The 13,529-nt window shown below is 64.3% G+C and carries 13 protein-coding genes and 5 tRNA genes; 6 read left to right on the top strand and 12 right to left on the bottom strand.

All coding sequences use genetic code 11. The annotated features are described in order from the left end of the window. Positions 1-4 precede the first annotated feature (4 nt). Both KKQ75_RS01975 and KKQ75_RS01970 read left to right on the top strand, forming a co-directional pair. A complete protein-coding gene (locus tag KKQ75_RS01975; RefSeq protein ID WP_213359693.1) occupies positions 5-439 on the top strand; it encodes a type IV pilin protein in 435 nt (144 codons plus the stop codon). Continuing rightward, entirely contained in the window at positions 436-981 is a 546-nt protein-coding gene (locus KKQ75_RS01970; protein WP_213362630.1) for a GspH/FimT family protein, read from the top strand. Before KKQ75_RS01975 ends, KKQ75_RS01970 begins: the two co-directional genes overlap by 4 nt. A gap of 157 nt (positions 982-1,138) precedes the next feature. Here KKQ75_RS01970 and KKQ75_RS01965 read toward each other — a convergent pair. The 11 genes from KKQ75_RS01965 to folC all read right to left on the bottom strand — a co-directional run bounded on the left by KKQ75_RS01965 (position 1,139) and on the right by folC (position 9,042). After that, positions 1,139-1,215: transfer RNA gene (locus KKQ75_RS01965), tRNA-Asp, on the bottom strand. Positions 1,216-1,274: 59 nt separating this feature from the next. Further along, positions 1,275-1,350: transfer RNA gene (locus KKQ75_RS01960), tRNA-Glu, on the bottom strand. A 52-nt stretch (positions 1,351-1,402) separates the two neighbouring features. Further along, positions 1,403-1,479: transfer RNA gene (locus tag KKQ75_RS01955), tRNA-Asp, on the bottom strand. Positions 1,480-1,539: 60 nt separating this feature from the next. After that, positions 1,540-1,615, bottom strand: a tRNA-Glu gene (locus tag KKQ75_RS01950). A gap of 13 nt (positions 1,616-1,628) precedes the next feature. Beyond that, positions 1,629-1,704: transfer RNA gene (locus tag KKQ75_RS01945), tRNA-Ala, on the bottom strand. A gap of 62 nt (positions 1,705-1,766) precedes the next feature. Then, the gene (gene gltX, locus KKQ75_RS01940; RefSeq protein ID WP_213359690.1) at positions 1,767-3,164 is read right to left on the bottom strand and encodes a glutamate--tRNA ligase; all 1,398 of its coding nucleotides are present in this window, start codon (positions 3,162-3,164) and stop codon (positions 1,767-1,769) included. A 32-nt stretch (positions 3,165-3,196) separates the two neighbouring features. Further along, on the bottom strand, positions 3,197-4,420 hold the full coding sequence (locus KKQ75_RS01935) for an O-succinylhomoserine sulfhydrylase (protein ID WP_213359688.1): 1,224 nt from the start codon (positions 4,418-4,420) through the stop codon (positions 3,197-3,199). A 25-nt stretch (positions 4,421-4,445) separates the two neighbouring features. Then, entirely contained in the window at positions 4,446-5,954 is a 1,509-nt protein-coding gene (gene purF / locus KKQ75_RS01930) for an amidophosphoribosyltransferase (RefSeq protein WP_213359684.1), read from the bottom strand. A gap of 52 nt (positions 5,955-6,006) precedes the next feature. Then, positions 6,007-6,558: a CvpA family protein gene (locus tag KKQ75_RS01925; RefSeq protein WP_213359676.1), complete on the bottom strand. Its 552-nt coding sequence runs from the start codon at positions 6,556-6,558 to the stop codon at positions 6,007-6,009. Between the two features lie 15 nt (positions 6,559-6,573). Continuing rightward, entirely contained in the window at positions 6,574-7,635 is a 1,062-nt protein-coding gene (locus tag KKQ75_RS01920) for an SPOR domain-containing protein (RefSeq protein ID WP_213359673.1), read from the bottom strand. An 81-nt stretch (positions 7,636-7,716) separates the two neighbouring features. Beyond that, entirely contained in the window at positions 7,717-9,042 is a 1,326-nt protein-coding gene (folC, locus tag KKQ75_RS01915) for a bifunctional tetrahydrofolate synthase/dihydrofolate synthase (protein WP_213359670.1), read from the bottom strand. A 41-nt stretch (positions 9,043-9,083) separates the two neighbouring features. Here folC and KKQ75_RS01910 point away from each other — a divergent pair, with 41 nt between their 5' ends. Continuing rightward, on the top strand, positions 9,084-9,452 hold the full coding sequence (locus KKQ75_RS01910; RefSeq protein WP_213359668.1) for an ArsC family reductase: 369 nt from the start codon (positions 9,084-9,086) through the stop codon (positions 9,450-9,452). A gap of 42 nt (positions 9,453-9,494) precedes the next feature. Here KKQ75_RS01910 and rnk read toward each other — a convergent pair whose 3' ends face one another. Further along, a complete protein-coding gene (gene rnk, locus KKQ75_RS01905; RefSeq protein ID WP_213359665.1) occupies positions 9,495-9,917 on the bottom strand; it encodes a nucleoside diphosphate kinase regulator in 423 nt (140 codons plus the stop codon). A 247-nt stretch (positions 9,918-10,164) separates the two neighbouring features. On the opposite strand from rnk, the gene cls reads away from it, so the two are divergent. The 3 genes from cls to argG all read left to right on the top strand — a co-directional run bounded on the left by cls (position 10,165) and on the right by argG (position 13,395). Continuing rightward, positions 10,165-11,616, top strand: a complete 1,452-nt coding sequence (gene cls / locus KKQ75_RS01900) for a cardiolipin synthase (RefSeq protein ID WP_250130967.1) — start codon at positions 10,165-10,167, stop codon at positions 11,614-11,616. A 91-nt stretch (positions 11,617-11,707) separates the two neighbouring features. Further along, positions 11,708-12,022 carry a pyrimidine/purine nucleoside phosphorylase gene (locus tag KKQ75_RS01895; RefSeq protein ID WP_213359662.1) on the top strand — a complete coding sequence of 105 codons (315 nt, stop codon included), beginning with the start codon at positions 11,708-11,710 and terminating at the stop codon, positions 12,020-12,022. 32 nt (positions 12,023-12,054) lie between these two features. Continuing rightward, positions 12,055-13,395, top strand: a complete 1,341-nt coding sequence (gene argG / locus KKQ75_RS01890; protein WP_213359657.1) for an argininosuccinate synthase — start codon at positions 12,055-12,057, stop codon at positions 13,393-13,395. Positions 13,396-13,529 lie beyond the last annotated feature (134 nt).

The raw sequence follows: 13,529 nt of genomic DNA, 5'->3' as shown, positions 1-13,529 counted from the left end.
CTCCTTGCGCGGCTTCACGCTGCTCGAAACCCTGCTGGTCCTGACACTGGTCGGCATTCTTGCCAGCCTCGCCTACCCCTCGTATGCCCGCCATCTGCGCCAGGGCGAACGCCAGACGATCCAGACCGCGCTGCAGGAACAGCTGCTGCAACAGGAGCAGTACCGCGCACAACACCAGCGCTATGCCACATTTACCGCGGGCGAACCGGGAGAGCTGCCATTTGCCGCCGACACCGGCCGCGCAGAAGGCCGTTACCTGCTGGGCGCCCGCGCCTGCAAGGACGAGGATGGCAATGCTGTGCCTCTTTCCGATTGTGTGGTGGCATTCGCCCAGCCAGTTGCAACTGGCTCGACACGGCCGTCCTATGGCATGGACGCTATGGGAAAACGATATTGTCCTGATGAGGAAAATTCCTCTAATTGCTGGAATCAACCATGAAAAACCAGCTCTCCCAGCCCACACAGCGCGGCTTTACCCTGACCGAACTGTTGGCCAGCCTCGGCATTCTGGCACTGGCCAGCACGCTGGCGGTCCCCGCCTACCAGGACTGGCAATCGAGGCTGGCCCTGCAGGAAGCCAGCGCCGGCTTCATCGCCGCTGCCCATGCCGCGCGCAGCCATGCGCTGGCGACAGGTCACAATACCATGGTGCAGGCGCCCGAAAGCAACTGGAACAACGGATGGCGCGTGTTTGCGGATGCCGATGGCAACGGTCAATGGGATCCCGACCGGGATACGCTGCTGCAGGAGCGCAACACCGGCTCGCAAGGCGTTGCAATTTCTGCCCCGGCCACGGCGACCGGAAATGCCAACACACTCAAGGACGGCTACCTGCTCTTCAATGGGCAGGGGTTTGCACGCAATCGAGAAGGCTCCCTCGCCAACGGCACGCTGGAATTTCGTCTGCGTGACCGGCTGCGTGCCGTGGTGTTCTACCGCACAGGCAGAATCCGCACCTGTGATGACGACGCGTGTCGCTGATCAGCACCTGGGACGTCCGGGCCCCTGCTCCTTGCGACAACGCTGTTCGCACCCTGCAGGTAGAACGGCCTCTTTATGGCATCGTGCAAAAGGTGTTTGCAGCTGAGCACGCAAGAAAAAACCGCCTGCTCACAAGAAACAGGCGGTTTGGAGGATGTGGCGGAGTGGACGGGACTCGAACCCGCGACCCCCGGCGTGACAGGCCGGTATTCTAACCAACTGAACTACCACTCCTGGTAGCTGGCAGACTGCCGAAGCAAGCTGCCTGCCAGATGCCTTTTATAGGCATTGTCTGGCGACCCTACGGGGATTCGAACCCCGGTACTCACCGTGAAAGGGTGATGTCCTAGGCCTCTAGACGATAGGGTCAAAACCTGGGAACTGACTAAAAAGCCTTGCACGGATGCAAGGCTTTCGATGTTGGCGGAGTGGACGGGACTCGAACCCGCGACCCCCGGCGTGACAGGCCGGTATTCTAACCAACTGAACTACCACTCCTGGTGGTTCGCATGCCGTTGCCAGCCTGCTTGCCAAGTCTGCTGTTGCCAGCAGATTGTTTGGCGACCCTACGGGGATTCGAACCCCGGTACCTACCGTGAAAGGGTAGTGTCCTAGGCCTCTAGACGATAGGGTCAAAACCTAGAATTTGGTGGAGGTAAGCGGGATCGAACCGCTGACCTCTTGCATGCCATGCAAGCGCTCTCCCAGCTGAGCTATACCCCCAAATTTTGCTTCGCTTTCAACGAACTTCGTTTGCTGCGAAGACTTGAATTATAGGCCAGTTTTCAGACTTTTTGCAAGTCCCGCAAAACTTTTTTGCGTTGTTGCAATGTCAGCACGGCGTCGAGGGAAGGCGTCTGGGGAGTCCCCATGACCAACACGCGCACCGGCATGGCCAAGTGCGGCATTTTAAGCCCAAAATCAGCCAGAATCTGCTTGATGGCTGCAGAAATTGCTTGCTGCGTCCATTCACAGCTTTCCAGCTGCGTCGCCAGTGCTGCAATGGCCGGACGAACAGCCTCCGTCAGGTGCTTGGCCTTGTCTTCTTCCGAGGCCTCCACGGAAACATGGAAACGCTCGATCCAGTCCGCCAGCGCCACCAGCGTATCGCAGCGGTCCTTGAGCAGACCGCACATGGCGGGAAGGCGGCCATCATCCAGCAGGTCCGCAGCAATGCCCTTCTGGATCAGAAAGGGACGCACCAGCTCGGCCAGACGCGCATCGTCCATGGCCTTGAGGTGCTGGGCGTTCACCCAGCGCAGCTTGGCTTCGTCGAACTGGCCGGCGCTGCGGCCCAGGTGGTCCAGGTCGAACCATTCCAGGAATTGCGCGCGCGAGAAGATCTCGTCATCGCCGTGGCTCCAGCCCAGGCGAGCCAGATAGTTGACCATGGCGTCGGGCAGGTAGCCTTCATCGCGGTACTGCGTCACGGCCTTGGCGCCGTTGCGCTTGCTCATCTTCTCGCCCTGCTCGTTCAGCACGGTAGGCAGGTGGGCAAACACCGGCACCTGGGCGCCCAGGGCCTCGAAGATGTGGATCTGGCGTGGCGTGTTATTCACGTGGTCGTCACCGCGGATCACGTGGGTGATCTGCATGTCCATGTCGTCCACGCAGACGCAGAAGTTGTAGGTGGGCGTGCCGTCCGGGCGCGCGATCACCAGGTCGTCGAGCTCGGCGTTCTGGAATTCGATGCGGCCCTTGCACTTGTCGTCCCAGCCGACCACGCCCTGTTTCGGCGTTTTGAAGCGCAACACCGGCTGCACGCCTTCGGGCACGGGCGGCAGCACCTTGCCCTCCTCGGGGCGCCAGGTGCCGTCGTAGCGGGGCTTTTCCTTGTTGGCTGTCTGGCGCTCGCGCAGAGCGTCCAGCTCTTCCATGCTCATGTAGCAGGGGTAGACATGGCCGGAAGCCTGCAGTTGCGCCAGTACTTCCTTGTAGCGGTCCATGCGCTGCATCTGGTAGAACGGGCCTTCGTCAGGCGTCAGGCCCAGCCACTCCATGCCTTCCAGAATCACGTCGACGGCCTCCTGCGTGGAGCGGGCCACGTCCGTGTCCTCGATGCGCAGGATGAAATCGCCCTGCTTGGCGCGGGCGAAAGCCCAGGGATAGAGGGCGGAGCGGATGTTGCCCAGGTGGATGAAACCGGTGGGCGAGGGAGCAAAACGGGTACGGACTTGACTCATGGTGACGGAGGGTAAACAGGAATAAGGGGCGATCAGGCCAGCGTGGACAGGCCGCGCATCAGGTCGGCCTTGAGGTCGTCCAGATGCTCCAGGCCCACGGCCACGCGGATTAACCCTTGTACCACACCGGCAGATTGGCGCTGCTCTTCGCTCAGGCGGCCATGCGAAGTGCTGGCCGGATGGGTGATGGTGGTTTTCACATCACCCAGGTTGGCGGTGATGCTGCACAGTTGCGTGCTGTCGATCACATGGAAGGCGCGCGCGCGGCCCAGCTCGGGCGATTCGGCCTTGACGGTGAACGACAGCACCGCGCCGCCCAGGCCATTTTGCTGGCGCATCGCCAATTCATGCTGCGGGTGCGACGCCAGGCCAGGATAGAACACACGGTCCACCTGCGGCTGCTGCTCCAGCCATTGCGCCAGTGCCAGCGCCTGGGCGCACTGCGCCTTCACGCGCAGCGACAGGGTTTCGAGGCCCTTGAGCACCACCCAGGCATTGAACGGAGACAGCACCATGCCGGCAGCGCGGATGATGGGGTTGAAACATTCGTCCACCAGCTTGCGGCTGGCGCAGATGGCGCCGGCCATCACCCTGCCCTGGCCATCCAGGAATTTGGTGCCGGAGTGGATCACGATATCGGCGCCCAGGCTGAGCGGGCGCTGCAGCACGGGTGTGGCGAAACAGTTGTCGACGGCCAGCAGCGCACCGGCTGCATGGGCGATCCCGGCCAATGCCGCAATGTCGCACAAATCGGTCAGCGGGTTGGTGGGGGTTTCGGCAAACAGCAGGCGCGTGTTGGGACGCACGGCCGCGCGCCAGGCCTCTGCGTCGGTCTGCGGCACAAAGGTGGTCTCGATGCCGAAGCGCGCCATGTCAGTGCCCATCAGCTTGATGGTGGAGCCGAACATGGATTGCGAGCAGATCACGTGATCGCCGGTCTTGAGCAGACCCATGGCCATCAGCAGCACGGCCGACATGCCGCTGGCCGTGGCGATGGCAGCTTCGGCCCCCTCCAGCGCAGCCAGACGCTGCTCGAAGGACGTCACCGTCGGGTTGCCGGTGCGGGTGTAGGTATAGCCGTCGGCCGGGTGGGCAAAGTTGTGCGCCGAGGTTTCGCTGTCGGGCTGGACGAAGCTGCTGCTCAGGTAAAGCGCTTCGGAATGCTCGCCGTACTGGCTGCGTGGCAGGGCCTGGCGCACGGCCAGAGTATCGACATGCCAGCCGGTTTCGGCTGGCGGTGTGGAATCGTGGGACATCGGAGATTTATGGAGGTAGCAGGTATCAGCCCTGGATTTCGGCATTGGGCAGGGTTAGGCGCGAGGTGGAGTCGCCGTCCTCGCCCGTCCTGGGACGTTCCTGCTGCATGCGCGCGATATCGCCGTCGCAGATGTCGCCGGTCACGTACACGCCATCAAAGCAGGAAGCGTCCATGTTCTCGATGGCCGGATTGAGTCCGTGCATGGCAGACTTGAGCGCTCCCAGATCCTGGTAGATCAGTGCATCGGCACCGATCAGCTGGCGCACTTCCTCGTCGGTGCGGTTGTACGCTACCAGCTCCTGCTGGGTCGGCATGTCGATGCCGTATACGTTGGGGTAGCGCACCGGCGGTGCGGCGCTGGCAAGATACACCTTCTTGGCGCCGGCGTCGCGTGCCATCTGCACGATTTCCTTCGAGGTGGTGCCGCGCACGATGGAATCGTCCACCAGCAGCACATTGCGGTCCTTGAACTCGCTGGCCACCACATTCAGTTTCTGGCGCACCGATTTCTTGCGCACCGCCTGACCCGGCATGATGAAGGTGCGGCCCACGTAGCGGTTCTTCACGAAGCCCTCGCGGTACGGCAGGCCCAGTACATGGGCCAGCTGCATGGCGCTGGGGCGGCTGGATTCGGGGATCGGGATCACGGCGTCGATCTCGGAGGGCGGCACCATGGAAATCACGCGCTTGGCCAGCGCCTCGCCCATCTTCAGGCGTGCGCGGTAGACGGAAACGCCATCCAGCTCGGAATCGGGGCGCGCCAGATAGACGTACTCGAACAGGCAGGGATTGAGCACCGGATTCTCGGCGCACTGCTGGGTGTGCACATTGCCGTCCAGGTCGACGAAGACTGCTTCGCCAGGAGCCACGTTGCGGTCGAACGGCACGCCGACGCCTTCCAGCGCTACCGATTCGCTCGCGACCATCACGGTGCCGTCCTCGCTCTTGCCCATGCACAGCGGGCGGATGCCGTGCGGATCACGGAAGGCCAGCATGCCACGGCCGGCGATCATGGCGATCACGGCGTAGGAGCCCTTGAGACGGCGGTGCGCGGCGCGCACGGCGTTGAACACGTCCTGTGCCTCCGGCGTGCGGCCCCCGCTGGATCGCTGCAGCTCGTGCGCCAGCACGTTGAGCAGCACTTCGGAGTCGCTCTCGGTGTTGGTGTGGCGATGGTCGGTAGAGCTCAGTTCCTCGCGCAGGCTGCGCGCGTTGGTGAGGTTGCCGTTGTGCACCATCACGATGCCGAACGGCGCGTTCACGTAGAACGGCTGCGCCTCTTCCTCGCTGTAGGCATTGCCCGCGGTGGGATAGCGTACCTGACCCAGGCCGCAATTGCCGGGCAGCGCGCGCATGTTGCGGGTGCGGAACACGTCGCGCACCATGCCCTTGGCCTTGTACATGAAAAACTTGCGGTCCATCTGCGTGGCAATGCCCGCCGCATCCTGGCCGCGGTGCTGCAGCAGCAGCAAGGCGTCATAAATCAACTGGTTCACCGCCGAGCGGCTGACCATGCCCACGATTCCACACATATCAGTACCCTTCCTTGCTGCAGAGGCTGTCCGGCTGCAGCACCCGATTCGATTACGCTTTCGTACCCAGGGCCGGCGGCAGCCAGCTCCGCACTTCAACCGGCAGCATGGGTGTCAACTGCTGCAGCGAGGCCGTCAGCCAGCCTGCCGCGGGAGACTGCACCCACCAGCTGCCCTGGTGCAGCGGCGTGGACCAAACGGCCACCGTCAGCAGCCACAGTAGCACCATGGCGCGCAACGCGCCAAAACCCGCACCCAAAAACCCGTCCACGGCGCCCAGTCCCAGGCCCTGCAGGCTGCGGCGCAGCGCCCCGGACACCAGGCTGATCAGCAGCAGCACCAGCACGAACACCAGAGCAAAGGCCAGCACGTACTGTGCCTGCGCACTCCAGCCCCGCATGAACTCGCTCGCCGAAAACCAGATCTGCACTGCCGGCGCCGCCCAGCGCGCGGCAAAAAAGGCCGCCACCCAAGCCAGCAGCGACGCCAGCTCGGCCACAAAGCCACGCACCATGCCCAGCACAATGGACAACAGCAGCACCGCGATGCAAATGGCATCGAACAATCCCGCCGACTGCCACAGGCCCAGCACGCTCTCCGTCACGATTCAATCCTGCCGTCAGTAACTGTACATGGACACCGGCAGGCCGAGCGCCTTGACCTTGGCGGCCACGCGTTCCATTTCCTTGCGGCTGGTGAATGGCCCCATGCGCACGCGCGTGACTTCCTTGCCGCCGATCTTGACTTTCTGCGTGAAGTTGTTGATGCCGGCAGCAGACAGCTTGCGACGCGTTTCGGCCACACGAGCCTCCTCCACGAAGGCCCCCACCTGCACCACGAAACGGCCTTTTTCCGGGAAGTCATAGGTGACTGCCGGCTTCTCGGCGGTTTTCTGGGCGTCTTCACGGGCCTTCTGCTCGGCCAGCTTGCGCTGCTCGGCTTCCCTTGCCTTCTGTTCAGCCAGCTTGCGCTGCTCAGCCTCCCTGGCCTTCTGTTCGGCCAGGGCACGCTGCTTCTCGGCTTCGGCTTCGCGGGCAGCCCTCTGCTCCACGGCACGCTCCTCGGCCGCCTTCTGTTCAGCCAGACGGGCGGCTGCCGCCTTTTCCTCGGCAGCCTTCCTGTCGGCGGCGCGTTTCTCGGCCGCCTTCTGTTCGGCCAGGCGGCGCTCCTGCGCCTTCTTGTCGGCAGCCTTGCGCTCGTCTTCAGCCTGTCGGGCGGCGCGCTCTTCCTCGGCCTTGCGCCGGGCTTCGGCTTCCTTTTCGGCGGCGGCATCGCGCTCGGCGACCCGGGCGGCTTCTGCATCGCGCGCGGAATCGCCGGAGGCGGCAATCTCGCCCGCCTGGGCGTTGCCGGCATCGGCCACGATTTCCTCGTTGTCGGCCAGGCTCTTCTGCACGTCCACGCGCGCGGCTGGCGAACCGGTCGGCACCGTGTCGATCCTGTCGTCCATCACGATCGGGATGGTGGGTGACACCGTGCGCGGCTCGGAATCAAAAATCAGGGGAAACAGGATGACCGCAGCCACCACCAGCACGGCAGAGCCGATCAGGCGATGGCGGGCACGGCGGCGCAGGTCTTCCGCCGAGGGCACGAGGCCGGCTTGCGCACGGCCCTTGTCGGCAGCACCTTCGGCCGGAGCCGGATTTTGGGGGCTGGAATTTCGGTTTGTGAAAATTGCCATGCAACAACCAGGGTTCAGGATCTTGGACGCGCGGCCTTGTGGGCGATGCAAGCCGGCGTAGCGATGCGGCGATTGCCGCGCTCAGTCCGCCACATGTGGAGCCGACAGACGGGGCAAAGGTTCCCGCAATACTTCTCCAACGGTGAGGAACGATCCGAAAACCACAATTCTATCAGCCGGGTCTGCCGCAGCAATGGCTGCCTGCAGCGCCTGTTGCGGGCTGGAGAAGACCTGCGCCTCGGACTGCACCACACGGCCGCCCTGCCCGCTGCAGCATTGCTGCCACACCGCCATCAGCCCCTCGGCAGTTTCGGCACGCGCAGTGGGCAGATCGGTGAAATACCAGCGGTCGATCACCGGATGCATGCGGCGCAGCATGTCGCCCAGATCCTTGTCGGCCATGGCGCCGAAAACGCCGTGGGTGGTCGGGTAATACGGCATGGCATCGAGGTTGGCCACCAAGGCCGCTGCGGCGTGCGGATTGTGCGCCACATCGAGCACCAGCGTGGGCTGGCCGGGCACCATCTGGAAGCGGCCCGGCAGCTCGACCAGCGCCAGCCCCAGGCGCACGGCCTGCGCCGGCACCGGCAGACGGTCGCGCAAGGCAGTGAGCGCGGCCAGCACGCCGGCAGCGTTGACCAGCTGGTTGGCGCCACGCAGGCCCGGATAGGCCATGCCGCTGTAGCGGCGGCCGCGTCCGGCCCAGCTCCATTGCTGCTGGTCGCCCGCGGTGTTGAAATCACGCCCCACCAGCCAGAGGTCGGCTCCCAGCGCCTCGGCCTGCTGCACGATGCTCTGCGGCGGCACCGGGTCGCTCACCACCGCCGGCTTGCCCGCACGCAGGATGCCGGCCTTCTCCAGACCGATGGTCTCGCGGTCATTGCCGAGGAACTGAACGTGGTCGATGTCGATGCTGGTGATGATGGCGCAGTCGGTGTCGATCAGGTTGACTGCATCCAGACGGCCGCCCATGCCCACTTCGAGGATGACGGCATCCAGCTTCGCACTGGCCAGTGCGTCGAGGATGGCCAGCGTGGTGAATTCGAAATAGGTCAGGCTGATGTCTCCGCGTGCGGCCTCCACGGCGGCGAAATGCTGGCACAGCACGGCATCGTCCACCGGCTCATTGTTGATGCGGCAGCGCTCGTTGAAATGCACCAGATGCGGCGAGGTGAACAGGCCGGTGCGGTAGCCGCCCTGACGCAGGATGCTCTCGAGCATGGCGCAGGTCGAGCCCTTGCCGTTGGTGCCGGCCACGGTAAAGACCGGGCATTCGAAGCGCACGCCGGCGCCATCATGCATGCGCGCAGCCACGCTGCGCAGGCGGTCCAGGCCCATGTCGATAGTGACGGGGTGCAGTTGCTCGCAGTGGGCCAGCCACTGCTCCAGGGTGGTGAAGGATTGCATGGGCCGTATTGTCCCAGACTATCCGCACCCATAATGGCAGCATGAACAACAGCAGCTCCCCCACCATCACCGTTTATGGCATCCCCAATTGCGACAGCGTGAAAAAGGCGCGCACCTGGCTCGACCAGCAGGGGCTGGCCTATGCGTTTCACGATTTCAAGAAGCTGGGAGTGCCGGATGCCCCGCTGCAGCAGTGGCTGGAACAGGCGGGCTGGGAGCGCGTGCTCAACCGCAAGGGCACGACCTGGCGCAAGCTGGAAGCTGCCACGCAGGCTGCAGTGGTGGACGCCGCTTCGGCTGCCGCCGTCATGCAGGCGCAGCCGAGTGTGATCAAGCGCCCGGTGATCGACTGGGGCGACGGCCGCATCACCGTGGGCTACACGCCCGACGAATGGCCGCCGGCCACCTGAGCGCTGGCGCCTGTGCCCGCATGGGCAGGCGCCATTCGGCGATCAGCGGTGGAACTGGCCCTGGGCTTCGGGCTGGGCGATGACTTCGAGGATGCGCAGTTCAAGTGTGCGGCCACCCGGCATCGGCCAGGCAATGGACTGGCCCACCGACAGGCCCAGCAGCGCGCTGCCGGCCGGAGCCAGCACCGAAATCGTGTCCGGCGCACCGGCGCCCTTGGGATAGACCAGGGTGAGCGCGTGCTGGCTGCCGGTCTTGACGTCCTCGAAGCGCACGGTGGAATTCATGGTGACAACGCCGGCAGGCATGTCCTGCGGCTCCACCACCGTGGCACGCCGCAACTCCTGCTCCAGAGCGTCCACGCCCGGCAGGCCGTGGGCCATGTCGGACTCCAGCAGTTGCTCGATGCGGTCGTAGTCCAGGCTGGACACGACAATGGGCGGGAAGGAAGAAGGTGCAGCTTGCATGTTGTTCTCGGTGTGCAGGGAGTTGCCAGAAGCAAAAGCTTCCTATGCTAGCCGCAATGGCACTGCTTTGGCAAACCGCAGGCAATCATCCGTGTGAGCCGGTGCGTCTTTCTGCGTACCCGGCGGCAGCGCCGGCATGGCCGCACGCTGCCCTGTTGCAAATTGCGCGACGCACTTCTCCCGCAGGCACGGACTCTGCTAATCTCGACGCATTCCCGCTGTCTCCCGTACTGCCTGTTTCCCTTCGATGCACGCCGCCCTGAATTTCCTGATGCTGCACTGGAAAAGCCTGCTTGGCTGGGTCTGGCTGCTGACGGGCATTTATCTGGCAATCCGCATCGTCTGGCAGCAACGCTCGCCGGCCGCAACGCTGGCGTGGATCCTGGCGCTGTGCCTGATTCCGCCGGTCGGTCTGGTGCTGTACCACTTTGTCGGGCCGCGACGCATCCAGCGGCAATCGCTGCGCCGCATGCGCAGCCGCGCCCTGCTGGCCTCGGAAACCGACCTGGAGGCCTTGCGCGCCAACAACCCCCATCCGCCCGTATGGGCCACACAGCACAGCCGGCTGATCGAGGCGAGTTCGGGCATTCCTGCGGCCAGCTGCTCGAAGGTGGAGCGGCTGCTGGGAGGTGCTGCCACGCTGCGCTCCATCCTGCAGGCGGTGCAGTGTGCCTGCCAGCATATCCACCTCGAGTACTACATCTTCGAGCCGGACCAGACCGGCCAGCGCCTGCTTGCGGCCCTGACGGAGCGCGCCCGCCAGGGCGTGAAGGTGCGGCTGCTGGTGGATGGCGTGGGCTCCTCCGCCCTGCTCGGCTGGCGCGGCCGCACCATGCTGCAAGCCTACCGGCAGGCGGGGGGCGAATTTGCCATATTCCATCCGGCGCGGCTGGACCGCTGGCGCCCGCTGGTGAATCTGCGCACCCACCGCAAGATCGTGGTGGTGGATGGCAGCATCGGCTTTACCGGAGGCATCAACATCACCGACGAGGAGAACGAGGAGCTGTTCCCTGACGTTGCCTACCGCGATACGCACCTGCGCATGGAAGGGGCCGGCGTGCGCTGGCTGCAGTACGTGTTCATGCAGGACTGGGTGTATGCCAGCGGCAAGCACCGCTTCGAGCCGGAAGTGCTGGCACCGCATGCACCGGGGCCCTATGCCGTGCATGTGGTGGCCTCCGGGCCGGACAGCGACGGCCAGTCCATCCACCAGAGCATGCTGCATGCCATCAGCATTGCCGAGCAGCGCATCCTGCTGACCACGCCCTACTTCGTGCCGACCGAGCCCACCTTCTTCGCGCTGATGAATGCCGCGCTGCGTGGCGTGAACGTGCAGATTCTGGTGCCGCGCCGCAGCGATTCCTGGCTGGTGACGGTGGCGGCGCGCTCCTATTTCGGCGTGCTGCGCGGGGCGGGCGTGAAGATCTTCGAATACCAGGGCAACATGCTGCACGCCAAGACGCTGGTGGTGGACGACAACTACAGCATGGTGGGCACGGCCAACTTCGACAACCGCAGCTTCCTGCTCAACTTCGAAATTGCCGTGGCGCTGTTCAGTCCCGAACTCAACCGGCAGCTCGCCGAAGACTTCGTGCACGATCTGGGCAAAGCCCGGCTGGTGACCTTCAACCCGCGCAGCATCCGCTGGTATTACCACCTGCCGGCCTCATTCGCGCGCCTGCTGTCGCCGCTGCTCTGAGGCTGCGCCGGTTTCGGCCGGCAGCAAAAAAAGGTAACATTCACACTTTGCCGCAATTGCGCCGGCATGTCTTCGCACGAGAACCGCATCCATGACTTCCCCCCTGAGCAACGTGGCCCTGGATCCCAAGGCCAATGTCTATTTCGACGGCAAGTGCGTCTCGCACAGCTTCACCCTGGCTGATGGCACGAAAAAGTCGGCCGGCGTGATCCTGCCCGCCACGCTGACCTTCAATACCGGCGCACCCGAGATCATGGAATGCGTGGCCGGTTTCTGCGAATACAAGCTGGCCGGCAGCGACGCCTGGCAGCGCAGCAATGCCGGCGAGCGCTTCAGCATTCCCGGCAACAGCTCCTTCGAGATCCGCGTGACCGAGCCCTATCACTACATCTGCCACTTCGGCTGATCGGTCCTCCTGCATTTTCCTGACGACACACCATGTCCAACACCATCCTGCAATCCATTCCCTCCGGCCAGAAGGTCGGCATCGCCTTCTCCGGCGGCCTGGACACCTCCGCCGCCCTGCTGTGGATGCGCCAGAAAGGCGCCGTGCCCTACGCCTACACCGCCAATCTGGGCCAGCCTGACGAATCCGACTACGACGCCATCCCGAAGAAGGCCATGGAATACGGCGCCGAGCAGGCCCGCCTGATCGACTGCCGCACGCAACTGGCACACGAAGGCATTGCCGCCATCCAGTGCGGTGCCTTCCACATCAGCACCGGCGGCATCCACTACTTCAACACCACGCCGCTGGGCCGCGCCGTAACCGGCACCATGCTGGTGGCCGCCATGAAGGAAGACGACGTCAACATCTGGGGTGACGGTTCCACCTTCAAGGGCAACGACATCGAGCGCTTCTACCGCTACGGCCTGCTGACCAATCCGGCACTGAAGATCTACAAGCCCTGGCTGGACCAGCAGTTCATCGACGAACTGGGCGGCCGCGCCGAAATGAGCGCCTTCATGACCGCCAACGGTCATGGCTACAAGATGAGCGCCGAGAAGGCCTATTCCACCGACAGCAACATGCTGGGCGCCACGCATGAAGCCAAGGACCTGGAAGAACTGAGCAGCGGCATCCGCATCGTCAACCCGATCATGGGCGTGGCGTTCTGGAAGCCGGAAGTCGAAGTCAAGCCCGAGGAAGTGCGCGTGCGCTTCGAGGAAGGCGTGCCGGTCGCGCTGAACGGCAAGGAGATCCACGATCCGGTGGAACTGTTCCTGGAAGCCAACCGCATCGGCGGCCGCCATGGCCTGGGCATGAGCGACCAGATCGAGAACCGCATCATCGAGGCCAAGAGCCGCGGCATCTACGAAGCGCCCGGCATGGCGCTGCTGTGGACCGCCTACGAGCGCCTGGTGACCGGCATCCACAACGAGGACACCATCGAGCAGTACCGCATCAACGGCCTGAAGCTGGGCCGCCTGCTGTATCAGGGCCGCTGGTTCGATCCGCAGACCCTGATGCTGCGCGAAACCGCCCAGCGCTGGGTGGCGCGCGCCATCACCGGCGAAGTAACGCTGGAACTGCGCCGCGGCAACGACTACTCGATCCTGAACACCGAGTCGCCCAACCTGACCTACGCGCCCGAGCGCCTGAGCATGGAAAAGGTCGAGAACGCGCCCTTTTCTCCGGCCGACCGCATCGGCCAGCTGACCATGCGCAACCTCGACATCGTCGATACGCGCGACAAGCTGGGCATCTATGCCAACAGCGGCCTGCTGCAGCTCGGCGAAGGCGCTGCCATGCTGAAGCTGGAAGGCAAGAAGGACTGAGCCTTTCCGGCCTTTTCTGCACGAGCCGCCCGATGCGCAAGCCGGGCGGCTTTTTCGTGGCCATGCCGTGAAAACAGGAACGCCCGCAGGCGGATGCCATGCGGGCGTCGGTGCGAGACGCATCAGCGCAAGGG

This window comes from Brachymonas denitrificans, assembly GCF_907163135.1.
Taxonomy (GTDB): Bacteria; Pseudomonadota; Gammaproteobacteria; order Burkholderiales; family Burkholderiaceae_C; genus Brachymonas; species Brachymonas denitrificans_A.
Note: the sequence above shows the minus strand (reverse complement) of the source record. Positions and strands in the feature narration are given on the sequence as shown.

Coding starts and splice junctions, on each gene's coding strand:
- KKQ75_RS01970 (WP_213362630.1), top strand. CDS start 436: ATGAAAAACCAGCTCTCCCAGCCCACACAGCGCGGCTTTACCCTGACC.
- gltX (WP_213359690.1), bottom strand. CDS start 3,164: ATGAGTCAAGTCCGTACCCGTTTTGCTCCCTCGCCCACCGGTTTCATC.
- KKQ75_RS01935 (WP_213359688.1), bottom strand. CDS start 4,420: ATGTCCCACGATTCCACACCGCCAGCCGAAACCGGCTGGCATGTCGAT.
- purF (WP_213359684.1), bottom strand. CDS start 5,954: ATGTGTGGAATCGTGGGCATGGTCAGCCGCTCGGCGGTGAACCAGTTG.
- KKQ75_RS01920 (WP_213359673.1), bottom strand. CDS start 7,635: ATGGCAATTTTCACAAACCGAAATTCCAGCCCCCAAAATCCGGCTCCG.
- folC (WP_213359670.1), bottom strand. CDS start 9,042: ATGCAATCCTTCACCACCCTGGAGCAGTGGCTGGCCCACTGCGAGCAA.
- KKQ75_RS01910 (WP_213359668.1), top strand. CDS start 9,084: ATGAACAACAGCAGCTCCCCCACCATCACCGTTTATGGCATCCCCAAT.
- rnk (WP_213359665.1), bottom strand. CDS start 9,917: ATGCAAGCTGCACCTTCTTCCTTCCCGCCCATTGTCGTGTCCAGCCTG.
- cls (WP_250130967.1), top strand. CDS start 10,165: ATGCACGCCGCCCTGAATTTCCTGATGCTGCACTGGAAAAGCCTGCTT.
- KKQ75_RS01895 (WP_213359662.1), top strand. CDS start 11,708: ATGACTTCCCCCCTGAGCAACGTGGCCCTGGATCCCAAGGCCAATGTC.
- argG (WP_213359657.1), top strand. CDS start 12,055: ATGTCCAACACCATCCTGCAATCCATTCCCTCCGGCCAGAAGGTCGGC.